Genomic DNA, 25,279 nt, shown 5'->3' with positions numbered 1-25,279 from the left:
TCAGACCTTGAATTTGCCCACCAGGTCATTGAACGAGATCGCCAGGCGCGACAGCTCCTGGCTGGAGGCGCTGGTCTGGTTCGCACCCGCGGCAGTCTGCGCCGACAGGTCCTGAATATTGACCAGGTTGCGGTCTACCTCGCGTGCGACATGGGACTGCTCTTCGGACGCAGTCGCAATCAGCATGTTGCGGTCGTTGATTTCCGCGATGCTCTTGGCAATGCGTTCCAGCGACTGGCCGGTGGCCTGCGCCAGCGTCTGGGTGTTACTCGCCAGCGTTCGGCTGTTGCCCATCGCGCGCACGGCCTGATCGGCACTGGCCTGAACGCTGCCGATCATGGTCTCGATTTCGCCCGTGGAGGCTTGGGTACGCGCAGCCAGCGCGCGCACTTCGTCGGCCACCACCGCAAAACCGCGGCCCTGCTCACCCGCTCTCGCGGCTTCAATGGCGGCGTTGAGCGCCAACAGGTTGGTCTGCTCGGCGATTCCGCGGATCACATCCAGCACTTTGCCAATGTCACGAACGCGTCCGGCGAGTTCTTCAACCATCGTGGTCGAGCTGCTGATTTCATTGCTGACGGTGTTGATGGCATTCACCGCGTCACGGGCCTGATCACGGCCGGTGGCGGCTTCGGTGCTGGTCTGCTTTGACGCATCGGAGGTGGACATGGCGTTGCGCGCCACTTCTTCGACCGCTGCGGTCATCTCGTTGACAGCGGTAGCGGCCTGCTGAATTTCATCATTCTGGCGCACTAGGCCACGGCTGCTTTCTTCAGTCACGGCATTCAGCTCTTCAGCGGCTGAGGCCAACTGGTCGGCAGCGCTGGAAATCTGCCCGATCGTGCTCTTGAGGTTATCCTGCATGCCGCTCAGCGCGGTCAGCATCAAGCCTGCTTCATCACGGTGAACACTGACAATCGGCTGGGTCAGATCGCCACCGGCAATGCGCTGCGCACTGACAAGCGCGGAAGCGATGGGCGAACTGATCACGCGGCTGATAAACAGTGCCAGAACAAAGGCGGCCACGAACGCTATGCCGATCCCGAGATACAGATTGAGATTGGCTGTTGCCTCCGTCTTTTCGGCCGCAACAGCGCCCTCGCCAATCTGACGGTTGTTGGAAGCGACCATGATGCTCAGCTCGTCCATTACCTCGAGATACGCAGCACGAACTTCGCCATCCACCAGCGCCCTTGCTGCGCCGAGATCTCCGGACATGGCAATGCCTGCGGCCCGATCAATCAGCGCCTGATAGAGCGGCCAGTCTTTGTCCATCTGATCGCCGGCAGCCCGTTCGTCATCTTCAAGCGGCGTGGCCCGATAGGTCGAGTACGCCTTTTCGGCTTCAGCACGATTTTTTCGCAGGCTGGCGACGACTTCATCTCTCACCGATTGCGGCGCATTGGCAGCCACCGTAGAAATCAGGCGGTACAAATCACGGTTCTGCTCGGCAGTGTTGGTGGTGGCCTCGTTGGTCTTGGACACCGATACCAGGTTATTGGAGAACACAAGTTTGAGATTCGTCGCAAGCTCGGTAATACCCCGGCTGGCAACCGTCCCCACCCCGAGTGTGATCACCGCGCACAAGGCGAACGAGATAAACAGCTTGGTGGACAGCTTGGCGTTATAGAACCAATTCATGAAGGCATCTCTCGTTAGAGCTACGGGCAAAGACTGACTATGGGTACACGAGGTATCGACAGTTTCAGGCTTCTTATCAGAGAAGCTATCGGCATGATCGGGAGCCTCTGAATAGGCGAGCGCCTGCGCTTCGTCCGGTTGGGACCCCGTACGCTGGCTGACAGGCTGCAACGCTTTGAAACAGCCTTGGGCCGGCGCACCCGCCGTGTAACAAGAACTTTCCAGGCCTGTTGCGTTACTATTTGCCGCCTACGGTCCACCAGAGCTTTTGATCAGGATGCCCTCTTCGTCCGCAGAACAACCTGCTTCGTTACCTTCCGTCCTCACAGGCCCGCTGTTACGTCGTCAGGAAGCCGGCCGCCTGGTGTTGTGGCTGGTGGGTTCGCGTCCATTGAGCCTCACGTTGCGCCTGCGCCATGCTGCTGCCGATAACGCCACGGACGGTTTCGTCGACTATCGGCTTGCCGATTCGCAATGCCAGGTCGTTGCGGTGGGCCGACACGCGTTTATTCATCTGATTGACCTGCAACTGGAAGCCGATCTGCCCCGAGACACCTGGATCGATTACGACCTGCAGGTAGACGGCGAGCCGGGCGGCATTGCCGATTGGGCGCCACACCTGCTGTACGAGGGCGCTCGTTACCCGAACTTCGTGGTGCGCAGCGGTATCGATCAACTGCTGCATGGCTCTTGCCGCAAGCCACATCATTGCGCCGCCGACGGTCTGCTTTGCGTGGACCGCTTGCTGGCCGAGACCCAGGACCCGCTGCAACGCCCGGCCTTGTTGATGATGAATGGCGATCAGATCTACGCCGACGACGTCGCCGGGCCGATGCTCCGCGCCGTTCATGCGCTGATCGAACGCCTGGGGCTGTTCGACGAGCAACTCGACGGCGCCGTGGTCGAGGACAGCGCCCGCCTCTACGTCCACCCGGCCAGCTATTACCAGCGTGCCGACCTGCTGCCGGCGCTGAAAAGCAACGACACCCTGCGCGAGCGATTCTTTGGCGGCGCCAGCAAGCCCGTGTTCACCAGCAGCACCGCGGACAACCATCTGGTGACGCTGGCCGAGGTCATGGCGATGTACCTGTTGGTCTGGTCGCCCGTTCCGTGGACCCTGATCGAGCCGGACAGGCCGCGTCTTGATGCCGAAGAACTCGAACGGTACGCCAAAGAACAGCACCTGATCGACGACTTCGTCGCGGGGCTTGGCGGCGTGGCGCGTGCAATGGCCCACCTGCCCTGCCTGATGATTTTCGATGACCACGACATCACCGATGACTGGAACCTGTCAGCGAACTGGGAGGAAACAGCCTACGGTCATCCGTTCTCGAAGCGCATCATCGGCAATGCCTTGCTGGCCTACCTGCTGTGCCAGGGCTGGGGCAATAACCCGGACGCGCTCAACGACCTGATCAGGCAGGCGCAATCCCTGAGCGACGAGGCTGTCCGGAACGATCACTGGCTGGACAGTCATTCCCAAAACGCCTTGATCGATCAATTGCTGAAATTTCAGCAGTGGCATTATGTGCTGCCGACCCGCCCGGCGCTGGTGGTGCTGGATACCCGGACCCGGCGCTGGCGCAGCGAGTCGAATTTCAACCACCCGTCGGGTCTGCTGGACTGGGAAGCGCTCTGCGAGCTGCAGCAAGAGCTGATAGACCACACCTCGGCGATCATCGTGTCACCTGCGCCGGTATTCGGCGTCAAGCTGATCGAAGCGATACAGCGGATTTTCAGCTGGTGCGGCTATCCGCTGCTGGTGGACGCTGAAAACTGGATGGCCCACCGGGGATCAGCCAACGTCATTCTGAACATCTTTCGCCACTCCAGAACGCCAGGCAACTACGTGATCCTGTCGGGCGACGTACATTACTCATTTGTCTACGAAATCCTGATTCGCCACCGCAGCGGCGGCCCGCATATCTGGCAGATCACCAGCAGTGGTATCAAGAATGAATTCCCCCGACGCTTACTGGATACTTTTGATCGACTGAATCGCTGGTTATACTCCCCTCGCTCACCGCTTAACTGGTTCACCAAGCGCCGCCTGATGAAGGTCATCCCGCGCACGCCCGAGCACAGCAAGGCCGGTGAACGTTTATGGAACTCGGCAGGTGTCGGTCAGGTTTTCTTCAATGAACAAGGCCAGCCGACCCTGATCAACCAACTCAATGCCAACGGTGAATCGCCTACCTGCTTCGTCGAACCGGAAGAATTCAAGGACGGAAGGCCTGGGACAGAACGCAGTTTTCTGGATAACAACCGGGAAACAAGGGATAGTCACCGCTAAACTTATCGGCGATTGCCGGGTCGATAGTTGCTAACAGTCAGGTTTGCGGCACACCCTGGCAAGCATTATTTCCTGGAGAGCGCCCCCGTGATAACCAATCAACGCATAGCCAGACTCAACGCCTGGGGCGCGCATGGCTTCACTGCCACCGGCGTGGTCCTTGCGTTCCTGGCTACGATTGCCTTGTTCAACAACGAACCCAAAGCCTGTCTGTTGTGGCTCGGTGCCGCCCTGATTGTAGATGGCGTGGACGGCTCGCTGGCGCGCAAGGTCAACACCACGTCGGTCCTGCCGCACTTCGATGGCTCGGTCCTGGACCTGGTCATCGACTACCTGACCTACGTATTCATCCCGGCACTGTTCATTTATCGATACATTCCAGTGCCAGACTACACGCTGCTGCTGAGCGTCTCGGTGATTCTGGTCTCGTCGCTGTTCTGTTTCTGCAACGTCGACATGAAAAGCAAGGACAACTACTTTCAGGGCTTCCCGGCGGCGTGGAACGTCGTTGCATTGTGCCTCTACATTCTTTCACCAGCGCCCTGGCTGACCTTCATCACCATCATTGTCCTGGCCTTGTTGACCCTGACCCGCATGAAGTTCCTGCACCCTTTCCGCGTGCGTCGCTTCATGCCGATCAACATTGCAGTGACCACCGTATGGCTGTTGTCCAGCGCCCTGCTGATCATCAACCATCCGCACAATGGCCCGATCGTCATGGGCCTGTGGCTGACGATGTCGGCTTACTTCCTCGGGATTTGCATCTGGAGAACGTCGCTGGAGTGGCTGGGCCGACTCAAAGCCTGACCAACAGCGTCAAAACAGAATTGCTCGGTCAAAACAGAATTGCTCGCTGACTGCCTTGCGCAGTCAGCGAGCTTTTTTGTGAGCGTTATTTGCTTTCGGCTTGCGCCTCGGCAGCAGGCAGGGCCTTGCCGAAGTGATAGGTCGTGAAGCAACACAGCCCCAGCCCGCTCAGGGCCAGCAGACCGCCGACGATGCCGACATTCGCCACCCCCAACTGACTGCTGACCACGCTGCCCAGCAACGCGCCGCCACCAATCCCGATGTTGAAGATGCCCGAAAACAGCGCCATTGCCACGTCAGTCGCATCCGGCGCCAGCGCCAGCACACGCGCTTGCAGCAGCAACCCGAAGCACATGATCGCCATCCCCCAGACCACGGTCAGCGTACCGAGCATGGTTGCATCGCCGGACAGCGGTAACAGCATCAGCAGGCACAAGGTCAGCGTGCCAATGGCGGTGATCAACAGCCCGTTCGGGAAGCGGTCACTGAACAGGCTGAAGATGATCGACCCCATGATCCCGGCGCCCCCAAAGACCAGCAGCAAGATCGTGGTCATTTCGCCACTGAGCCTTGAGACCATCTGCGTGAAAGGCTCGATGTAGCTGTAGGCCGTGAAATGAGCAGTCACCACGATGGCGGTCAGCAGATAAATCGCCATCAGGCGCGGACGCTTGAACAGGATCGGCAGGCTGCGCAAGGAGCCGGAGTTCTGACTGGGCAGCAACGGCAGCGCACGGGCCAGCAAAAACACGACCAGTGCAGCAACCCCGGCGATGCCCAGAAAAGTGGTGCGCCAGCCAAGGGCTTCACCCAGCACACGCCCCAGGGGAATGCCCAGGACCATCGCCAGCGAAGTGCCCGTCGCCAGCAAACCAAGTGCCTGGACCTGCTTGCCTGGCGGCGCGATGCGCACGGCCAGAGACGCGGTGACCGACCAGAACACCGCATGCGCAAACGCGATACCGACACGGCTCACCAGCAGGATCGCGAAGCTGGAGGCCATCGCCGAGATCACGTGGCTGACCACAAACAGGCCGAACACAAACATCAACAGTTTGCGCCGCTCGATATTGCGCGTCGCCAGCATCATGGGCAGCGACATCAGCGACACGACCCAGGCGTAGATGGTGAGCATCAGCCCGACCTGTGCCGGTGTCATGTCGAAACTCTGGCCGATATTGCTCAGCAGGCCAATCGGCACGAACTCGGTGGTGTTGAAAATGAAGGCCGCCAGGGCCAACGCGAATACGCCCAGCCAGCTGCCAGCGCCTTCGGTTTCAGTGGCGTTCGGAGGTGTCGTTATCAAGAATTTACAGCTCTCTAAAAATATTCCAACCCGTAGGCCGACCGCCACGCCTCACAACGTGCATGGCACCTGTACAGAAAACCACGGCTCGCCCACTGAAAAACCAACGCAAAAACGCTCCGCTCGGCTTTCAGAACCGGGCGCAGTGTGTGAGGTGGATTATTGTGAATATGGGGGATACAGCCAGATGAGGCGAATTCTACGGACCGCCAAGGTGGATCACAACCCGTGCAGGTGCATCAGACTTCACAAGTGACCGCCGGTCGTCAGCTACCCAGAAAGCGTTTCTGGTGATCAGGCGAAGGCAGCAGGCAATGATCGTAGCGGCCGAACAGACGGTAACGGTTGAGTGCGATGCGATTGTAAGCCCAGTCACGTAACACGCGCGGAAAGAAACGCAAGACGCCCAGCAGCGGCCAGGGTGCGGGCAGCAACCCCATGATGTGCAGAAAAGCATCCGAGCGGACAAACACCCGATTGTTGACGATGACCGCGATGGTATGAAAATCGTCCAGCGGCAGCCCGGCCCATTTCAGCAACGCCTGCCCCTCGTCCGATTGCACCGCCGCCAGGCGCAGGCGTCGGTGAGGATCGTGACGGATCAGAAACCTGACCACGCCATTGCATAGCTTGCAGACACCGTCGAACAGCACGACACATTCATCAGGCTTCAAATACCGTGCGGGCGTCGTCGACATGGATTCACCTGGTTTGGGAGAGTAGCCAACACCTGTTACAGCAGAACACAGGCAGGGCGCGCCCACAAACGCGAACGCCCCGTCTGTCGAGTGGCAGACGAGGCGTTCACGTTAAAGCGATTACCGACCTGGATCAAACTTTCCGGACGAACTCGGACTTCAGCTTCATCGCGCCAATGCCGTCGATCTTGCAGTCGATGTCGTGATCGCCCTCGACCAGGCGGATGTTCTTGACCTTGGTGCCGACCTTGACGACCAACGACGAGCCTTTGACTTTCAGGTCCTTGATCACAGTGACCGTATCGCCGTCCTGCAGCACGTTGCCGGTGGAGTCCTTGATGACTTTCACGTCATCAGAAGCGTCGGCGCTACCGGCGTCAGCGGACCACTCATGGGCGCATTCCGGGCAGATCAGCAGGCTGCCGTCTTCGTAGGTGTATTCGGAATTGCATTTCGGGCAGGACGGTAAGCTCACAGTGGTTCTCGCATCAGGGGGTAAAAACCATGAATTATAAAGGGCTTTTCCTGTTTCAGGGTGAGCGCAACCTGATGCGGGCTCAAACCGCAGCCCGCGACTGGACAGATGCGGGGACCTGAACTAAAAAATACAGGCGATTTACCCGATTTCCCGCCTGCCTCTCTTCACGCATTCCCGTCCTGCGCCCGGCGCTGGCGGTAGCTATTGCAGCCCTCGCCTTTCCCTCCTGCATCCCGAGAACACACCTCATGGGCATTCCTCATCACCCGACGCTCGGCTATCGTCCCGAGATCGATGGCCTGCGCGCGCTGGCGGTCATTCCCGTCATGCTGTATCACGCGGGGTTGCCGCTATTCAGCGGCGGCTTTGTCGGGGTCGATGTCTTTTTTGTGATTTCCGGCTACCTGATCACTTCGATCATCATCGCGGAGATGGCACGCGACAGCTTCTCGCTGATCAACTTCTACGAGCGCCGCGCACGACGAATCCTGCCTGCGCTGTTCGTGGTTATGCTCGTGTGTCTGCCTGTCGCCTGGATAACGCTCGATCCGCCTGACCTGAAATATTTCGCCAAGAGCCTGGTGGCTGTACCGACGTTTTCTTCCAATGTGTTGTTCTGGCTGGAGAGCGGTTACTTCGACGCGACGGCTGAACTCAAACCTCTGCTCCACACCTGGACGCTTGCGGTAGAGGAGCAGTACTACCTGTTTTTTCCGCTGTTGCTGATGCTGGGCTGGCGGATGGGCCGTAGCAGGCTCGTTTTGCTGCTGACAATCATTGCGCTGGGCAGCCTGACACTGGCGCAACTGGGCGTTCGGCATGACGCCAGCAGCACGTTTTACCTGCTGCCTGCGCGGGCTTGGGAATTACTGGCGGGGTCGTTCATTGCCTTCTACGTTGCCTGGAGGCCTCGAAAGATCGATTCCGTTGGCCTTGCGGGTCAAGCCGGAACGCTGCTGGGCGTGCTGCTGATCGCTTACGCCGTCGTGGCCTTCGACAGCAGCACACCCTTCCCCGGCGTCAATGCATTGGTGCCGGTTCTGGGCGCAGCGCTGATCATCGTTTTCGCCAGCGACAAGACTTGGGTCGGGCGTGTGCTGAGTGGTCGGGCGCTGGTCGTTGTCGGCATGATCAGCTACAGCGCTTACCTGTGGCATCAGCCGGTTTTTGCCTTCGCCCGCCAGCGCAGCCTGACGGAGCCCGGCCTGCCGCTCATGCTGGCGTTGACCCTGCTGTCGCTGGTACTGGCCTGGCTGAGCTGGCGGTTTGTCGAACAGCCGTTTCGCAGGGCGGGCGCCTTCAGCCGTCAGCAGGTATTCACCTCTGCCGGTGTGGCATCGGTGCTGTTTATCGCGCTGGGGCTGACCGGTTACCTGAATAACGGCTTTGAGCAGCGCTTTGATGTTGACCCGGCGGTCTATCAGCAGTTTGCCGACCCGCAGATACGTGACAACTGCGGCCAGAATGAAATTGAGTTCTGCCTGTTCGGCCAGCGCGACACCGCGTCACCGCCGACCATTGCCCTGTTCGGTGACAGCCACTCAGAGGCCCTGCTGTCGACCTTCGATGCCGTCGCTCGCGATCAGGGCCGCACCCTCGTCCACACGGGTCTGGGCGGCTGCCTGCCATTGCTGGGCGTGGACGTTGCCAGCGGCAACCATGCGCCGGGGGTGTGCGAGGCGTTGGCCCGTCGCGAATTTGAATACGTGAAAAGCCATCGGATCAAAAGGGTGGTACTGGTCGCACGCTGGACGCTGTACACCGATGGCGACTATGGCAAAAAGCAGACGGGCAAATACTTTCTGATTTCCGCCACCCGGCAGGCGCGTACCCGTGAAACGTCGCGGGTGGTTTTCAGGCAGGGTCTTGAGAGCACGCTTCAGGCTTATCGGGACATTGGCAGCGACGTGATTATCGTCGCGCAAGTGCCGCAACAGCTGGTCGACCCGAAAAACCTCTATTACCGGCTGGCTCGCGACAACGCTGAAAATGCAGCACAGAAGCGGCGGCTGATCAGCGAACTGTCGGTGCCTGTCGACACCCATGACCGCCTTCAGCACTTTACGCGCGCCCTGTTCGAAAATGCCCACGCACTGAACCAGATCCGCCTGATTGTGCCGGACACCGCGTTTTGCAGGAGCGGGCAGTGCCTGATAGGCGACTTGAAGTCGTACTACAAGGATTTCAATCACCTCAACGCCGAAGGCGCCGGGCTGCTTGCCGCACAGATCAGCCAGGCCATTGCCCCATGACAGGGTGGCGCGCTTCTGCATGCTTGCTTCAGCCCCCTGTTCAGGATGACCGCTCGCCTTAAGCCGCCTTTTGTTTTCGGATCATCCAGCAGATGTCACAAAGACATCACACAACTGCCCTATAAACGGCTCTCCGAGAAGGTCCGTGTGTTTATAGAGGTCGTGTGCCGTGAAAAGATTCATGCCTGGTTTTTTACGTCGGCGAACCACAACGACAACCATTCTGCGGCGCTTCAGGATCACTCCGCGCCTGGTGATCTGCTTCGGCATCACCTCCTTGCTGATGGTCGCTTTGGGCGCGTTCTGCCTGCTGCAAATGCAGGAAATCCGCAAACAGGGTGAAGCGGTCGAAAGTGGAGCACTGCCCAGTATTGCCGTGGCCGACGCCATCGCTATCGGCCTGGTCAAGCTGCGCAGCGAAACCACCCGCCTGATCGCCAATGCCGATGATCCAGGGGCGGTCATCAACAGCAAGATCAATGTCGAACAGCTCAAGAACGAGGTCGAGAAAGGTTTTTCGGACTACCTCGCACGCGTTCAATCCGGCACAGAACACGACTCCATCGTGGCGCTGCAGGAGGCCTACAAGGCCTTCATGCCGGGCCTGCAAAACCAGATCGCATTGATCGAGCAGAACAAGCTGGATGACGCCAGAATGCTGGCCAACACCATGCTCTCCCTGCAAGGCGATTTAATGGACATGCAGGTACAGCTGCTGCGGGAGTTGAACAAGCAGAGTGCCGCAACCGCAGTAGAGGCAGCCAGCGCCAGCTACGAGCAGACACGGATCATTGCCCTGAGCGCCATCGCGATTGCCCTTGCGTTGACCCTGTTGCTGGCCTGGCGCCTGAGTGTCAGCATCATTCATCCCGTTCGTCAGGCCCTGCACATCGCCAGCACCATTGCCGATGGAGACCTGACCGAGCACCCGATATCGGACGGCAAGGACGAAACCGCGCAATTGCTGATGACGCTGGCGCGCATGCGCAAAAACTTGCACAGCACGATTGATCAGATTTATGCAGCGGCGACGCAATTGTCGCACTCGGTGCAAGAGATGGGCACCATCGCCGAGGCCAGCGCGATCAACCTGCAACTGCAGAACGATGAAATCGAGCAAGCCGCTGTCGCGGTCAATCAGATGAGCCAGGCGGCCGTGGAAGTGGCAGGTAACGCCAGCAATACCGTGACCGAATCCGAGGCGTCGACTCAGGCGGCCGCGCAAGGAAAGGACAAGCTGTCGGCGACCATTATTTCGATCAAGGCCTTGACCGAAAACGTGCTCGACTCATCGCATCAGGCCGAAGGGCTGGCCGAGCGCACACAAAGCATCAGCAGCATTCTTGATGTGATTCGCGCCATCGCCAATCAGACCAACCTGCTGGCGCTCAATGCTGCCATCGAGGCTGCGCGGGCGGGCGAGGCGGGACGCGGATTTGCCGTGGTCGCCGATGAGGTGCGTTCGCTGGCGCAACGCACCAGTGCGTCCACAACGGAAATAGAGGGATTGATCAACGGCGTGCAGCAGAGCACTCAACAGACGGCGAGTTCGCTGCGGCATACCGCGACCCAGGCCAGCCTCACGCTCGAGCAGGCTGCGGCGACCGGAGAGGCGTTGAACGTCATCATCAGCTCGACGGCAGCCATCAATGATCGCAATCTGTTGATTGCCAGTGCGGCAGAACAGCAGGCGCAGGTGGCGAGTGAAGTGGACCGCAACCTGAGCAGCATTCGCGACCTGTCGAGCCAGACAGCATCGGGGGCGCAGCAAACGACTGTCGCGAGCAACGCACTGTCGATGCTGGCCAACGACCTGAACCTGATGGTGCAACGGTTCGTGCTTTGACGATCAGGCTGCCGTCAACCCGCCTGTTTGAAACAGGCGGGCTGACGGCAACGTCACGCAATGGCAGGTCGATCAGTCCTGTGGACGCAGGCGATATTGCGGCGGCAGTTGTTCAAAGCCGCTGATGGTCACGTCGAGGCTTTTCCAGCGACCATCCTTGATGCCGTAAATGCAGCCATGCACCGACAGGCTCTGCCCACGGTGCCAGGCGTTCTGCACGATGCTGGTATGGCCGACATTGGCCACCTGTTGAATGACGTTCAGTTCACACAAGCGGTCGACGCGTTCTTCTTCGGTTGGCAGCTTGGCCAGCACTTCGCGGTTTTCGTAATACAGATCTCGAATCGTACGCAGCCAGCCGTCGATCAGGCCGAACTGACGGTCCTGCATGGAGGCACGCACGCCGCCGCAGCCATAGTGGCCGGTGACCAGAATGTGTTTGACCTTCAGCACGTCTACTGCGTACTGGATCACGGACAGGCAGTTCAGGTCGGTGTGCAGCACAACATTGGCCACGTTGCGGTGTACGAACAGATCGCCAGGCAGCATGCCGACAATCTCGTTGGCCGGTACGCGTGCGTCCGAACAGCCGATCCACAGAAACTCCGGTGTTTGCTGGCGGGCCAGCTTGGCGAAAAACTCAGGGTCTTCCTGCTTTATCGCGTCGGCCCAGCGTGCATTGTTATCAATCAGGTCTTGTAGCTCGTTCATGCTTTGACGCCTCGATAATGATGCCCAGCCTTGGACTGGTGTCCGATCCTTCAAGTCACGCCTTGGTGCCACTACTTGCAATGCGCAGCCGGTCGGCAACTGTCGGTAAACAACCGTCCGTAAACAACCGCTGGTAAACAACCGCCCGTAAACAAAAGGGAATCTTCAAAGTCATGGCCGGTCCATTTTTTACGACCACCTGAAAAAGAGGACTTGTCATGACCGATTCACGCCGCCCGTTCGGAGCGACCGAACCAGAACCTATCGATGACAACGAAGACCGCATGGGCTCCATGGAAACACTCGATTTCGATGAGGAAGAACCGGCCCGTATCGGTGATCTTATCCCTGAAGGCGAACTGCAGCATGAAATTCCGGATCAACGCGTGCGAGAGGCCGGCCTGACCGGAGCATCGACGGATGACCACCACTCGACCGATGACGACCTGTCTCCGGAAATCCTGATCCGTGAAGACGGTGCGCGCTCTGCTTCCGAACAGGGCGAGGGCGACCCTGCCGACCTGGACCTGACCGTCGTTGATGAAGATGACATCGGCGGTGGCAACGGGCTGGACGAGGAAGAGTTGGCGATCATCGACCCGCTAGACGGTAATCAGCGCTGATACAGCGCTGTCAGTCCAGTAGCGTACAGGCCATGACCACCGCGTCTTCGCGGCCGCCGTCAGATGCCGGATAGTAGTCGCGACGCCGGCCTATCTCGTTGAAACCGTAGTTTTCATACAGACGATAGGCTGGCCGGTTGCTGTCGCGAAGCTCCAGAAAGCATTCCCGGGCATTGAGCTGGTAAGCGCGCTTCATCAGGTGATCCAGCAACAACAGCCCCAAGCCACGGCCCTGGTTTTCCGGTTTGACGGTGATGTTGAGCAGATGCGCTTCATCGATGATGACTTGAATCACACCGTGGCCGACCTGTTGCGCGCCTTCGAACATCAGCCAGATTTCGTAGGATTTAAGCCCGTCGAGAAAGATCCCGCGTGTCCACGGGTGGGTGAATGCCGCGTATTCGATTTTCAGCACCGCATCCATATCGGCTTCGGTCATGCGGCGGAAGGTTACGGCATCACTCATCGATCGATTTCCAGCGCGTCATCAGCCGACGCATGGCTTTCCAGAGGTCGGCCTTGCGTTGCGGCTCGTCCATCAACAGTTCAAGACCCGGAAGCGCCCAGGCAAAGCACAGACCTTCGACCTGAAGTTCTCGGTTGTACGATTCGGCATCGACTTCACCGGCGTATTTCATCGACGGTAACCCGATCAGCCACAGGCAGGCGCAGGCTTCTTCTTCCAGACGTGCGCCGACAAAGCCCTGCACAAAATCACGCGCCGCTTCCGGCCCCTGGTCCATCTGACCGCGCACCAGCAACGGCCAGCGCACCGGCTCGCCGATGATCTGCGGGCTGTCAGGCAGACCGGCGGCACGCAACATGTCCTTGAGCAACAGATAGGATGGATCGCGGCTCTGAAACGGCTGGCCGGTCGTCAGTTCGACCAGTAACAGGCAGCGCCCCGCCCGCAGCAATTGCAGGGAAAAGCGCGGTGGCGGAACGACCGGCGCTTTCGGCGGTGCCGGCTCTGTCTCTGCGGCAACCGGTGTGGCTGTGCGCGTGCTGGCCAGTGACGGACGCGGCACTTCGATTTTCGGCCGCTCGGGTTGTCGTGCAATCGGCACCACATTCGACGCTTCAGCCGGCGCGACCTGAGGTGCTGGCGCAGAGGCGGGCGCAACGCTCTGCACCTCGACCAGCGGCGGCATCGGCGCAAGCAGCTCCGGTCGCGAAGGTGCGGCGAATGGCAGTTCGGTGCGCGGCAGCCAGTTGACCACCTGCATGGCGGTCAAATAAGCGCGGCGACGGGACTCGTTGAGCAAGGGTCAGCCACCTGTGGATAAGTTAAGCGCGCAATTCTAGCGTTGTTCGCCTTTGCGCGCTGCAGCATATCGCCGTGAGGTGAAATATCAGGTGACTGATGCAGTACAATTGCCGCTTTTCACTTGCCAACAGCCGGCCTAACGATGATCGAACCCAAGCGCGTCCTGCGCGCCCTTGCCGAGCACTGGGCGCTACTCGAGCCCTTATGCGAACATTTCGACCAGGGTACGCTGAGCCTGAGCGAGCTGCGCCTGCAACTGGCCGCACAGCAACAGGACAGCACCCCGCAAGACATCACCAACCTGCTGGACGTGTGGATTCGTCTGGACATTCTGGTGCCTGTCGCAAAAAGCCCGAACCGCTTTGAGCTCAACGCGCAGATCCACGACTTCCTGTCCTACCTGCGCCGTGAGCACCGGCTGGGCCTGTGCCTGGAAATCGAAGCCTACCTGCGCCACCTTGAGCGACTGGCCGGTTACATTCAGGACGCCTTCGATGTTCGCGACGCCAACGACCTCGCCAGACAGCTGAGGCTGCTGGACATGCGCGTACGCGACGTGCTCAAGAAGCTGGCCAACGACGAACAGGCACTGGTTGCCGTGGCCGACCGGGCCAAGACCAGCGACCGACAGATCCCGTTGCGTCAGCGCTATGCAGAAGTGCTGGCCACCTGGGATGAATACGTCGAGCCGATGATTCAACTGGTCAACGCCGACGGAGCCTTCGAACAGGGCGTGCGCAAGGTCGAGAACGTGCTGTTGCGTTTGTTGACCGAGCAACAGCGTCTTGGCCATCTGGTCGACGACGACATGCTGCTGCGCACCCACGCACGCATCCTGGAAATGCAGACCAGCGCCCAACTGACCTTGCGCCATGCACGCGAGCTGCTGTTGCCGCTGCGTGAAGAGGCGCGTCGTCATAATGCGGTAACCCGTGGTGCTGCGCTGGCGTTGTCCGCCATCCGTCGCAAGGGCCTGGACGCCGTGCCGCAGGCCGCCATGACGATGTTCACCCGTCCGCAAAGTACCTTTCTGGGCAGCGCGAGCCAGGTCGAGGCGTATGTCTATGCGTTGGCGCGCTTTGAACCCAAGCCGGCGAAGTTCCCCAAGGCCAGTGGCACACGCAAGGGCGAGCCACCACGCGCACCGCGTACGGTCAAGGAAATGCTCGAGCGCTGCGAAGATGCCCTGCCGATGCCCGACTTGATGGTCTGGCTGCTGGAACAGGAGCCGACCGGCGAAACCGACGAGCTGTTGTATTGGTTCTCGCGGTTGTCGCGTGACAAACGTTTCGTCCGCGAACGCCTGGAACGCCGCGAATATTTCACCCGGGAGCACCGCGTCAGCCTGCGCTCCTTTGCCCTGCTCGCTCCGCAAGACGAGCAGCCAGAGAATTCCGAGAGCACTGTTCATGCATCTTGATCTATCCGAAATGTCCCAGCTTGCGCCGATCTTTCGCGAGCTGTTCAAGGGCTATCACATCAGCCGCCGCGATCCGGAGCTGTACGCCCAACTGTCCAATTGCCAGGACCAGTACCGCACGCTGTTCAAGGCCCTGGGCTACGAGCTGATCTGCGACACGCGCGGTTTCTATTATTTCGTGCCTGAACTGGCGGCCGCACAGGTCAACAAGACCGCTCAGCGTTTGGCACTGTTCACCTTCATCCTCGTCGAGCATCTGGCCGATCAGGGCCGTGACCCGATGTCCGTACTGGACGGCGGCAGCCTGGGCCGCGACGAGCTGCCCTCGATGCTGGAAAAGTACCGCGACCTGTTTCTCCAGGCGGAGGTACAGACTCAGGAGGAGCTGGAAGAGAAGATCATGCGCCGCATGACTCAACTGGGCTTCGCCAGTGAAGAAGTCGGCATCTACCGCTTTCTGCCGCCGATGCACCGGTTTCTCGACGTCTGCCTGTCGGTGCAGCAGGACCGCGATCTGGCGGCCAGTCTGCACAGCGCCCTGCCACTGCCGACGCCCGTGCTTATCGATGACGACAGCGACGAAAAGCTGCTGGAAACCGATGACCCGCTGGACCTCGCCGAATTCGGTGAAGAGACCGAAGAAGAAGCACTGGCCCGGGCAATCGCCGAAGAGCAACGACAGGAGATGGACACATGAGCCAGGAACGTTATGGCATCCGCCGTTTTGCCCTGTTGAATACTGCCGGTTACAGCCTCGGCCTGTTCCCGCTGGAAAACCCGCTGTCGGTGTACGGCGCGAACAACCTGGGCAAAAGCGCCTCGATCAACGCCCTGCAATTCCCGATTCTGGCGCGCATCTCAGACATTAGCTTCGGAAAATACAGCCTGGAACAATCCCGGCGTTTTTACTTCGCGTCAGACACCAGCTACATCCTGGTGGAAGTCTCGCTGCCCCACGGCCCGCATGTGATAGGCGTCGTAGGGCGAGGTCCGGGCGGTGGTTTCGGCCATCAGTTCTTCGCCTACGCCGGTGAGCTGGACCTGGGTCATTACCAGAAAAACGACACCTGCCTGCGCCAGAAAGAGCTGTTCAGCAACCTGGAAAGCCAAGGCCTGAAAGCCTACGAACTCAAGCCCGATGAGCTGCGCCGTTTGCTGGTTGGCGGTCATACCTCCATTCCGCTGGACCTGACACTGATCCCGCTGCGTTCCACCAGCGAACAGAGCCTGAAAACCTTCCGCGCGCTGTTCATCAACCTTCTGCACATGCGCGAGATCACCGCCGCCAAACTCAAGCAGCTGTTTCTGGATGCGTTCGAGCACAGCTTGCGCTCGGGCAGCGTCGATTACATCGCGGCCTGCGAAGAAGCCTTCCGCGACGTGCGGCGCATGGAACAGGACTACAACTCGCTGGTGCTGGCCGGTCCGCTGGTCGAAGCGCTGGCTGCCGGCGTCAAACAACGCGACCTGCTGCGCGGCAAGCTGCATCGCCTGTCCCCCATCCTTGATTCGCTGTTGGGTACCTGGTCGGACTATTCGGGTGCGCGCAAAGAGGAATTGGTCATCCAGGCCGAGCATTACCGTGCCCAGCAGGATGAAATGCAGAACGACCAGCGCAGCAGCACGCAAGAGCTGATGCGTCTGGAGCGCGAGATCAGCAGCATTCAGCGTTGGGTCGGCGAGCTGTCCGTGCTCAAGAATCGCTTCGCGCTGGTCGATGACGTCAAGGTTCTGGAGCAGCAGTTGCTTGCCGCCAAGGACGCTCACGATGAACTCGCCGGTGCGCTGGCTCAGTCCCGCCAGTTCAGCGCCGAGGATCTGGACGAACGCCTGCGGGATCTGGAAAAACGCCTTAAGTCGGTCAAGCAGCAGCTTGATCATGCCGACAACAACAGCTATGCCCGCCTGCGTGAAGAGTTCTCTCAACCAGACGTCGAGAGGCTGATGCGCCTGTTCAACAGCGCGCTGTTCAGCCTGCCACTGGGTGAGCATGGCATCGCGCTGGACGATGACGGTGCCTGGGTCAAGTCGCTGGAAGCCATTCTGGACGGCTTTAAAGGCGAGCAGTTTGCAGTTCCGGGACTGAACATCAACCTGTCGACTATCGAGCCTCCGGCCCTGCAAGCGCTGGCCGACCGTGCGGCGCTGCGTGACCAGAAAGAACGCCTCGAGAAAGAACTCAAGCAACTGAAAACCCAACAGGCGGTGGCTGCCGACCGCTCGGCGAGCAAGGTCCAGACCGAAGCGTTGTATCAGCAAGTGCTGGATGCTCAGAAAGCGCTGGAAGACTTCCGTCGCTGCCAGACATTGAGCGCTGAAGAAACCGGAAAGCTGGAAGAACTGGCACAGATGGAAGCGGCTCAGGACGAACTGAAGCGCTCCAGCGACGCTTTCACCGAACGCGTTCAGCAACTGTCAGCCAAGCTGCAACTGATCGCGCGCCAGATCGGTGACATGGAGTCCAAGCAGCGCACGCTGGATGATGCCTTGCGCCGCCGGCAATTGTTACCTGCGGACCTGCCGTTCGGCACGCCGTTCATGGACCCGATTGACGATTCCATGGATAACCTGCTGCCGCTGCTCAATGATTATCAGGACAGTTGGCAAGGCTTGCTGCGCAGCGATGGGCAAATCGAAGCGCTTTATGCACAGGTGCGTTTGAAAGGGGTGGCGAAGTTCGACAGCGAGGACGACATGGAGCGCCGTCTGCAATTACTGATCAACGCCTATGCGCACCGCAGCGAGGAAGCGCTGACGCTTGGCAAGGCTCGTCGCGCGGCGGTTACCGACATCGCCCGCACCCTGCGTAATATCCGTAGCGACTACGACAGCCTTGAACATCAACTGGCGTTGTTCAACCGGGAGATCAACAAGCGTCAGGTGTCGAACCTGGCCAGCTTCCGTATCGTGCTTGCCCCCAACAAGGAAGCACTCAAGCACATCGACCAGATCATCCACAGTGCCGGGCAATACGAAGAAGGCGAAACACTGTCGGTCTTTGATCTGAGCCAGAGTGCCGAGCAGGACAATAAGAATGAAGAAGCCAAGGAATACCTGGCGCGGCTGGTGGCTGCCAACCATAACCAGTTGGGCCTGAAAGACCTGTTTGAGCTGGCGTTCGAGATCACCAAGGTCAACGGTCAGCCGGTTATCCACACCGACATTGATGGCGCGGCGTCCAACGGCACCACGATGACCATCAAGGCACTGACCAACATGTACCTGTTGCTGCACTTGATGGATCGCGACCAGGCCGGGCGTGTACGCCTGCCTTACTACCTGGACGAGGCGGCGGATATCGACGAAAAGAATCAGGCAGCCTTGTTGGAAACAAGCCTGCAATTGGGCTTTGTTCCGATCCTGGCAAGTGTCAAACCTCAGGTCTCTGCTCACGTGGCCATCGACCTTGAGGGCGGTAGCGGACCTAACGGGATCTACATCGACGAGGCGGACTGGAAATATATTCAGCGTCGTGATGAAGTGAAGCCACCGGTCCCGGAAGTCGCGTCTTAAGGACTGACAGTCTGTGATCAGAAGGCCGCATGAGAATGCGGCCTTTTTTATGCTTCCAAAATGGAGCGAGGCTGTATTGCGGGCCTTCGGCGAGCGGGCTCTTTGTTCATCGAATTCATAATGAGGCGCAGTGAACAGGCCTACGATTGCGAGGGGCAGGCCTGGAGTAACCTCATGAAAACAATACTGATGACGGTGTTGTTGACCGTTTCTGCAACAGCGCATGCGACTGACTACTACGTAGCGCCCAACGGCGATGATCACGCTGCCGGTACAAAAGCCGCGCCGCTACACTCCATCATACGCGCGCAACAAACCGCACAAGCCGGCGACACCGTGTACTTTCGCGGCGGTGTTTATGCCTACACGGCAGGCGTCAACAGCTGCGCTACCCGTACCGATACCGTCAATGCCATCACGCTGAACAACAGCGGCAGCGAAAACAGGCCTATCCGTTACTGGGCCTATCCGGGCGAAACACCGGTTTTCGATTTTTCGGCCATGAAAGACGATTGTCGCGTCAAAGGCTTCAACGTTACCGGCAGTTGGCTACACCTGAAGGGGCTGGAGGTAAGAGGCGTCCCACAGCAGCCGGACAACCATCTGAATCACGAGTCTTGGGGGATCTGGAACAGCGGCAGCCACAACACCTTTGAGCAACTCAATCTGCATCACAACATGGGGCCGGGTCTGTTCATTCAAAACGGCGGCTACAACCTGGTGCTAAACACTGACTCCCACCACAACTACGACCCTTACACCTCAAACGGCGCAGGCCAAAGTGCGGATGGCTTCGGGGCGCATATCAAAGCAGGTCATCCGGGCAATATATTCCGCGGCTGCCGTGCCTGGGCCAACTCAGACGATGGCTTCGACCTGATCAATGCCTTCTCTCCCGTCATCATCGAAAACTCATGGGCGTGGCAGCAAGGCTACCTGCCTGGCACACGTACCAAACTTGAGGCCGGTAACGGCAATGGCATCAAGGCGGGCGGGTACGGCGGTCATTATGTACCGAACGGCGTCAAACACATCGTGCGCCACTCAGTCGCCTTCGAAAACAAGTCCGCAGGCTTCTACGCGAACCACCACACGGTGGCACTGGACTTCATCAACAACACTGCGTTTTCGAATGGTGCAAATTACAACATGCTGGGCATTGCACCCGATGGTTCACCGATCGCCCTTGGCAGTTTGCTCAACAACGTTGCCTACGAGGGAAGGTTGACGGTCAACACTGAGGGGCTGGACATGGCGCACAACTCGTGGACATTACCGACGCCAATTACAGCCGTAGACTTTGAAGATGTCTCGCACCTTGGCTGGGACGCTCCGCGACAGCCAGACGGAAGCCTGCCAGTGCTGCGCAGCTTCCATCCACGCCCTGGCAGCAAGCTGGCCGGGATGGGGGCGTTCAACTGAAATGTGTTTCAAAGCGGGGATGGCGAACGCCATAAAAACAAAAACCCTCAACGCGTCAGCGATGAGGGTTTTCGGAATTTAATCTTGACGATGACCTACTCTCACATGGGGAAACCCCACACTACCATCGGCGATACATCGTTTCACTGCTGAGTTCGGGATGGGATCAGGTGGTTCCAATGTTCTATGGTCGTCAAGAAATTCGGGTACCGAGTCGTGCCTTGCGGCGCGCTTCAGCAAATCGGGTATGTGATAGTCAGTGTGGTGTCGTTCGTGACGCAAACCTTCGGTTCGTGTCATCTTCACAGTCACCGCAATCTGGTCATTCGACGCAAATTGCTTGGGTGTTATATGGTCAAGCCTCACGGGCAATTAGTATTGGTTAGCTCAACGCCTCACAGCGCTTACACACCCAACCTATCAACGTCGTAGTCTTCGACGGCCCTTCAGGGAACTCAAGGTTCCAGTGAGATCTCATCTTGAGGCAAGTTTCCCGCTTAGATGCTTTCAGCGGTTATCTTTTCCGAACATAGCTACCCGGCAATGCCACTGGCGTGACAACCGGAACACCAGAGGTTCGTCCACTCCGGTCCTCTCGTACTAGGAGCAGCCCCTCTCAAATCTCAAACGTCCACGGCAGATAGGGACCGAACTGTCTCACGACGTTCTAAACCCAGCTCGCGTACCACTTTAAATGGCGAACAGCCATACCCTTGGGACCGGCTTCAGCCCCAGGATGTGATGAGCCGACATCGAGGTGCCAAACACCGCCGTCGATATGAACTCTTGGGCGGTATCAGCCTGTTATCCCCGGAGTACCTTTTATCCGTTGAGCGATGGCCCTTCCATACAGAACCACCGGATCACTAAGACCTACTTTCGTACCTGCTCGACGTGTCTGTCTCGCAGTCAAGCGCGCTTTTGCCTTTATACTCTACGACCGATTTCCGACCGGTCTGAGCGCACCTTCGTACTCCTCCGTTACTCTTTAGGAGGAGACCGCCCCAGTCAAACTACCCACCATACACTGTCCTCGATCCGGATAACGGAACTGAGTTAGAACCTCAAAGTTGCCAGGGTGGTATTTCAAGGTTGGCTCCACGCAGACTGGCGTCCACGCTTCAAAGCCTCCCACCTATCCTACACAAGCAAATTCAAAGTCCAGTGCAAAGCTATAGTAAAGGTTCACGGGGTCTTTCCGTCTAGCCGCGGATACACTGCATCTTCACAGCGATTTCAATTTCACTGAGTCTCGGGTGGAGACAGCGCCGCCATCGTTACGCCATTCGTGCAGGTCGGAACTTACCCGACAAGGAATTTCGCTACCTTAGGACCGTTATAGTTACGGCCGCCGTTTACCGGGGCTTCGATCAAGAGCTTCGCTTGCGCTAACCCCATCAATTAACCTTCCGGCACCGGGCAGGCGTCACACCCTATACGTCCACTTTCGTGTTTGCAGAGTGCTGTGTTTTTAATAAACAGTCGCAGCGGCCTGGTATCTTCGACCGGCGTGGGCTTACGCAGTAAATGCTTCACCCTCACCGGCGCACCTTCTCCCGAAGTTACGGTGCCATTTTGCCTAGTTCCTTCACCCGAGTTCTCTCAAGCGCCTTGGTATTCTCTACCCAACCACCTGTGTCGGTTTGGGGTACGGTTCCTGGTTACCTGAAGCTTAGAAGCTTTTCTTGGAAGCATGGCATCAACCACGTCGTGTTCTAAAGAACACTCGTCATCAGCTCTCGGCCTTAAGATCCCGGATTTACCTAAGATCTCAGCCTACCACCTTAAACCTGGACAACCAACGCCAGGCTGGCCTAGCCTTCTCCGTCCCTCCATCGCAATAACCAGAAGTACAGGAATATTAACCTGTTTTCCATCGACTACGCTTTTCAGCCTCGCCTTAGGGACCGACTAACCCTGCGTCGATTAACGTTGCGCAGGAAACCTTGGTCTTTCGGCGTGGGTGTTTTTCACACCCATTGTCGTTACTCATGTCAGCATTCGCACTTCTGATACCTCCAGCAAGCTTCTCAACTCACCTTCACAGGCTTACAGAACGCTCCTCTACCGCATCACCAAAGGTGATACCCGTAGCTTCGGTGCATGGTTTGAGCCCCGTTACATCTTCCGCGCAGGCCGACTCGACTAGTGAGCTATTACGCTTTCTTTAAAGGGTGGCTGCTTCTAAGCCAACCTCCTAGCTGTCTAAGCCTTCCCACATCGTTTCCCACTTAACCATGACTTTGGGACCTTAGCTGACGGTCTGGGTTGTTTCCCTTTTCACGACGGACGTTAGCACCCGCCGTGTGTCTCCCATGCTCGGCACTTGTAGGTATTCGGAGTTTGCATCGGTTTGGTAAGTCGGGATGACCCCCTAGCCGAAACAGTGCTCTACCCCCTACAGTGATACATGAGGCGCTACCTAAATAGCTTTCGAGGAGAACCAGCTATCTCCGAGCTTGATTAGCCTTTCACTCCGATCCACAGGTCATCCGCTAACTTTTCAACGGTAGTCGGTTCGGTCCTCCAGTTAGTGTTACCCAACCTTCAACCTGCCCATGGATAGATCGCCCGGTTTCGGGTCTATTCCCAGCGACTAGACGCCCTATTAAGACTCGCTTTCGCTACGCCTCCCCTATTCGGTTAAGCTCGCCACTGAAAATAAGTCGCTGACCCATTATACAAAAGGTACGCAGTCACCCAACAAAGTGGGCTCCCACTGCTTGTACGCATACGGTTTCAGGATCTATTTCACTCCGCTCTCCGCGGTTCTTTTCGCCTTTCCCTCACGGTACTGGTTCACTATCGGTCAGTCAGTAGTATTTAGCCTTGGAGGATGGTCCCCCCATATTCAGACAAGGTTTCTCGTGCCCCGTCCTACTCGATTTCATTGCAAAGGGATTTTCGCGTACAGGGCTATCACCCACTATGGCCGTCCTTTCCAGAACGTTCCGCTAATCTCAATACAACTTAAGGGCTGGTCCCCGTTCGCTCGCCACTACTAAGGGAATCTCGGTTGATTTCTTTTCCTCAGGGTACTTAGATGTTTCAGTTCCCCTGGTTCGCCTCTTACACCTATGTATTCAGTGTAAGATAACCATCTTATGATGGCTGGGTTCCCCCATTCAGACATCTCCGGATCACAGTCTGTTTGCCGACTCCCCGAAGCTTTTCGCAGGCTACCACGTCTTTCATCGCCTCTGACTGCCAAGGCATCCACCGTATGCGCTTCTTCACTTGACCATATAACCCCAAGCAATCTGGTTATACTGTGAAGACGACATTCGCCGAAAGTTTGCATTTCACAAACTTTACCTTAGCCCGGACACGCACCAGTGAAAGAGGTGCCCGGTCTATATTTCTTTCTATCACATACCCAAATTTTTAAAGAACGATCTAATCAAAGACTAGAAATCAACATTCACGCACCCTTCAACCATCAGGGTGGAATGCTCATTTCTAAGCTTTCAAACAGAAGCAGTAAGTGGTGGAGCCAAGCGGGATCGAACCGCTGACCTCCTGCGTGCAAGGCAGGCGCTCTCCCAGCTGAGCTATGGCCCCGTATTTCTACATACCGTGGAGGCGTCTCTCTGACCAGCTATCTCACCAGTAAACTGGTGGGTCTGGGCAGATTCGAACTGCCGACCTCACCCTTATCAGGGGTGCGCTCTAACCAACTGAGCTACAGACCCGAACTCGGGCTGCTTCTAATCGTCTTCTTCAATGAATCAAGCAATTCGTGTGGGTGCTTATGGTGCAGCTGAGTCGTCGATTAAGGAGGTGATCCAGCCGCAGGTTCCCCTACGGCTACCTTGTTACGACTTCACCCCAGTCATGAATCACACCGTGGTAACCGTCCCCCCGAAGGTTAGACTAGCTACTTCTGGTGCAACCCACTCCCATGGTGTGACGGGCGGTGTGTACAAGGCCCGGGAACGTATTCACCGCGACATTCTGATTCGCGATTACTAGCGATTCCGACTTCACGCAGTCGAGTTGCAGACTGCGATCCGGACTACGATCGGTTTTGTGAGATTAGCTCCACCTCGCGGCTTGGCAACCCTCTGTACCGACCATTGTAGCACGTGTGTAGCCCAGGCCGTAAGGGCCATGATGACTTGACGTCATCCCCACCTTCCTCCGGTTTGTCACCGGCAGTCTCCTTAGAGTGCCCACCTTAACGTGCTGGTAACTAAGGACAAGGGTTGCGCTCGTTACGGGACTTAACCCAACATCTCACGACACGAGCTGACGACAGCCATGCAGCACCTGTCTCAATGCTCCCGAAGGCACTCCTCTATCTCTAAAGGATTCATTGGATGTCAAGGCCTGGTAAGGTTCTTCGCGTTGCTTCGAATTAAACCACATGCTCCACCGCTTGTGCGGGCCCCCGTCAATTCATTTGAGTTTTAACCTTGCGGCCGTACTCCCCAGGCGGTCAACTTAATGCGTTAGCTGCGCCACTAAGAGCTCAAGGCTCCCAACGGCTAGTTGACATCGTTTACGGCGTGGACTACCAGGGTATCTAATCCTGTTTGCTCCCCACGCTTTCGCACCTCAGTGTCAGTATCAGTCCAGGTGGTCGCCTTCGCCACTGGTGTTCCTTCCTATATCTACGCATTTCACCGCTACACAGGAAATTCCACCACCCTCTACCATACTCTAGCTTGCCAGTTTTGGATGCAGTTCCCAGGTTGAGCCCGGGGATTTCACATCCAACTTAACAAACCACCTACGCGCGCTTTACGCCCAGTAATTCCGATTAACGCTTGCACCCTCTGTATTACCGCGGCTGCTGGCACAGAGTTAGCCGGTGCTTATTCTGTCGGTAACGTCAAAACACTTACGTATTAGGTAAATGCCCTTCCTCCCAACTTAAAGTGCTTTACAATCCGAAGACCTTCTTCACACACGCGGCATGGCTGGATCAGGCTTTCGCCCATTGTCCAATATTCCCCACTGCTGCCTCCCGTAGGAGTCTGGACCGTGTCTCAGTTCCAGT

General features: G+C 57.9%; 14 protein-coding genes, 2 tRNA genes, 3 rRNA genes and 4 pseudogenes. 10 read left to right on the top strand and 13 right to left on the bottom strand.

Translation table 11 applies throughout. The annotated features are described in order from the left end of the window. Window positions 1–600, bottom strand: a pseudogene (locus BW686_RS27680) (methyl-accepting chemotaxis protein); the annotation flags it as partial. Window positions 601–858: 258 nt separating this feature from the next. Then, window positions 859–1,641, bottom strand: a pseudogene (locus BW686_RS27675) (MCP four helix bundle domain-containing protein); the annotation flags it as partial. Window positions 1,642–1,918: 277 nt separating this feature from the next. On the opposite strand from BW686_RS27675, the gene BW686_RS10210 reads away from it, so the two are divergent. After that, on the top strand, window positions 1,919–3,934 hold the full coding sequence (locus BW686_RS10210; protein WP_084916184.1) for an alkaline phosphatase D family protein: 2,016 nt from the start codon (window positions 1,919–1,921) through the stop codon (window positions 3,932–3,934). Window positions 3,935–4,021: 87 nt separating this feature from the next. Further along, the gene (gene pcsA / locus BW686_RS10205; RefSeq protein WP_084916183.1) at window positions 4,022–4,741 is read left to right on the top strand and encodes a phosphatidylcholine synthase; all 720 of its coding nucleotides are present in this window, start codon (window positions 4,022–4,024) and stop codon (window positions 4,739–4,741) included. Between the two features lie 85 nt (window positions 4,742–4,826). Here the strand turns inward: pcsA and BW686_RS10200 are convergent, their stop codons facing one another. The 3 genes from BW686_RS10200 to BW686_RS10190 form a co-directional block, all read right to left on the bottom strand. Then, complete coding sequence (locus BW686_RS10200; protein WP_084916182.1) at window positions 4,827–6,047, bottom strand: sugar transporter; 1,221 nt, start codon at window positions 6,045–6,047, stop codon at window positions 4,827–4,829. Window positions 6,048–6,313: 266 nt separating this feature from the next. After that, window positions 6,314–6,745: a thiol-disulfide oxidoreductase DCC family protein gene (locus tag BW686_RS10195; RefSeq protein WP_084916181.1), complete on the bottom strand. Its 432-nt coding sequence runs from the start codon at window positions 6,743–6,745 to the stop codon at window positions 6,314–6,316. A gap of 133 nt (window positions 6,746–6,878) precedes the next feature. After that, window positions 6,879–7,220, bottom strand: coding sequence for a zinc ribbon domain-containing protein YjdM (locus tag BW686_RS10190; protein WP_084916180.1), 342 nt, complete (start codon window positions 7,218–7,220; stop codon window positions 6,879–6,881). A gap of 251 nt (window positions 7,221–7,471) precedes the next feature. Between BW686_RS10190 and BW686_RS10180 the strand changes: the two genes are divergently transcribed. From BW686_RS10180 to BW686_RS27670, 3 genes and pseudogenes are all read left to right on the top strand, one after another. Continuing rightward, a complete protein-coding gene (locus tag BW686_RS10180; RefSeq protein WP_084916179.1) occupies window positions 7,472–9,475 on the top strand; it encodes an acyltransferase family protein in 2,004 nt (667 codons plus the stop codon). Between the two features lie 181 nt (window positions 9,476–9,656). Continuing rightward, window positions 9,657–10,463: pseudogene (locus BW686_RS27460) on the top strand (MCP four helix bundle domain-containing protein); the annotation flags it as partial. A gap of 342 nt (window positions 10,464–10,805) precedes the next feature. Next, a pseudogene (locus BW686_RS27670) lies at window positions 10,806–11,321 on the top strand (methyl-accepting chemotaxis protein); the annotation flags it as partial. Window positions 11,322–11,393: 72 nt separating this feature from the next. Here BW686_RS27670 and can read toward each other — a convergent pair. Then, entirely contained in the window at window positions 11,394–12,032 is a 639-nt protein-coding gene (gene can / locus BW686_RS10170) for a carbonate dehydratase (protein WP_002552086.1), read from the bottom strand. Between the two features lie 218 nt (window positions 12,033–12,250). On the opposite strand from can, the gene BW686_RS10165 reads away from it, so the two are divergent. Continuing rightward, window positions 12,251–12,655, top strand: coding sequence for a serine kinase/phosphatase (locus BW686_RS10165; protein ID WP_084916177.1), 405 nt, complete (start codon window positions 12,251–12,253; stop codon window positions 12,653–12,655). Between the two features lie 10 nt (window positions 12,656–12,665). Here the strand turns inward: BW686_RS10165 and rimI are convergent, their stop codons facing one another. Together rimI and BW686_RS10155 are read right to left on the bottom strand one after the other, a co-directional pair. Further along, window positions 12,666–13,121, bottom strand: a complete 456-nt coding sequence (rimI, locus tag BW686_RS10160) for a ribosomal protein S18-alanine N-acetyltransferase (protein ID WP_084916176.1) — start codon at window positions 13,119–13,121, stop codon at window positions 12,666–12,668. Beyond that, window positions 13,114–13,920, bottom strand: a complete 807-nt coding sequence (locus BW686_RS10155) for an energy transducer TonB (protein WP_084916175.1) — start codon at window positions 13,918–13,920, stop codon at window positions 13,114–13,116. Before BW686_RS10155 ends, rimI begins: the two co-directional genes overlap by 8 nt. 144 nt (window positions 13,921–14,064) lie before the next feature. Here BW686_RS10155 and mksB point away from each other — a divergent pair, with 144 nt between their 5' ends. From mksB to BW686_RS10135, 4 genes are all read left to right on the top strand, one after another. Then, a complete protein-coding gene (gene mksB, locus BW686_RS10150) occupies window positions 14,065–15,342 on the top strand; it encodes an Mks condensin complex protein MksB (RefSeq protein WP_084916174.1) in 1,278 nt (425 codons plus the stop codon). Beyond that, entirely contained in the window at window positions 15,332–16,039 is a 708-nt protein-coding gene (mksE, locus tag BW686_RS10145) for an Mks condensin complex protein MksE (RefSeq protein WP_084916173.1), read from the top strand. The genes mksB and mksE overlap by 11 nt, the downstream gene beginning before the upstream one ends. After that, entirely contained in the window at window positions 16,036–18,855 is a 2,820-nt protein-coding gene (gene mksF / locus BW686_RS10140) for an Mks condensin complex protein MksF (RefSeq protein WP_084916172.1), read from the top strand. Before mksE ends, mksF begins: the two co-directional genes overlap by 4 nt. 174 nt (window positions 18,856–19,029) lie before the next feature. Continuing rightward, entirely contained in the window at window positions 19,030–20,277 is a 1,248-nt protein-coding gene (locus BW686_RS10135; RefSeq protein ID WP_084916171.1) for a right-handed parallel beta-helix repeat-containing protein, read from the top strand. 82 nt (window positions 20,278–20,359) lie between these two features. On the opposite strand, the gene rrf is transcribed toward BW686_RS10135, so the two are convergent. The 5 genes from rrf to BW686_RS10110 all read right to left on the bottom strand — a co-directional run. Then, window positions 20,360–20,475, bottom strand: a 5S ribosomal RNA gene (rrf, locus tag BW686_RS10130). 153 nt (window positions 20,476–20,628) lie between these two features. Next, window positions 20,629–23,520: ribosomal RNA gene (locus BW686_RS10125) — 23S ribosomal RNA — on the bottom strand. A gap of 242 nt (window positions 23,521–23,762) precedes the next feature. Then, window positions 23,763–23,838 (bottom strand) — tRNA-Ala (locus BW686_RS10120). Window positions 23,839–23,892: 54 nt separating this feature from the next. After that, window positions 23,893–23,969 (bottom strand) — tRNA-Ile (locus BW686_RS10115). Window positions 23,970–24,050: 81 nt separating this feature from the next. Continuing rightward, window positions 24,051–25,279 (bottom strand): 16S ribosomal RNA (locus BW686_RS10110); the annotation flags it as partial.

This window comes from Pseudomonas syringae (genome assembly GCF_002157375.1).
GTDB lineage: Bacteria > Pseudomonadota > Gammaproteobacteria > Pseudomonadales > Pseudomonadaceae > Aquipseudomonas > Aquipseudomonas syringae_T.
This window is presented reverse-complemented; position numbering and strand designations above follow the sequence as displayed.

Bases quoted from the DNA above. Each gene is read 5' to 3' on its own strand.
- BW686_RS10165 (WP_084916177.1), top strand. From the start codon at position 12,251: ATGACCGATTCACGCCGCCCGTTCGGAGCGACCGAACCAGAACCTATC.
- BW686_RS10210 (WP_084916184.1), top strand. From the start codon at position 1,919: ATGCCCTCTTCGTCCGCAGAACAACCTGCTTCGTTACCTTCCGTCCTC.
- BW686_RS10180 (WP_084916179.1), top strand. From the start codon at position 7,472: ATGGGCATTCCTCATCACCCGACGCTCGGCTATCGTCCCGAGATCGAT.
- rimI (WP_084916176.1), bottom strand. From the start codon at position 13,121: ATGAGTGATGCCGTAACCTTCCGCCGCATGACCGAAGCCGATATGGAT.
- mksB (WP_084916174.1), top strand. From the start codon at position 14,065: ATGATCGAACCCAAGCGCGTCCTGCGCGCCCTTGCCGAGCACTGGGCG.
- can (WP_002552086.1), bottom strand. From the start codon at position 12,032: ATGAACGAGCTACAAGACCTGATTGATAACAATGCACGCTGGGCCGAC.
- BW686_RS10135 (WP_084916171.1), top strand. From the start codon at position 19,030: ATGAAAACAATACTGATGACGGTGTTGTTGACCGTTTCTGCAACAGCG.
- BW686_RS10195 (WP_084916181.1), bottom strand. From the start codon at position 6,745: ATGTCGACGACGCCCGCACGGTATTTGAAGCCTGATGAATGTGTCGTG.
- mksF (WP_084916172.1), top strand. From the start codon at position 16,036: ATGAGCCAGGAACGTTATGGCATCCGCCGTTTTGCCCTGTTGAATACT.
- mksE (WP_084916173.1), top strand. From the start codon at position 15,332: ATGCATCTTGATCTATCCGAAATGTCCCAGCTTGCGCCGATCTTTCGC.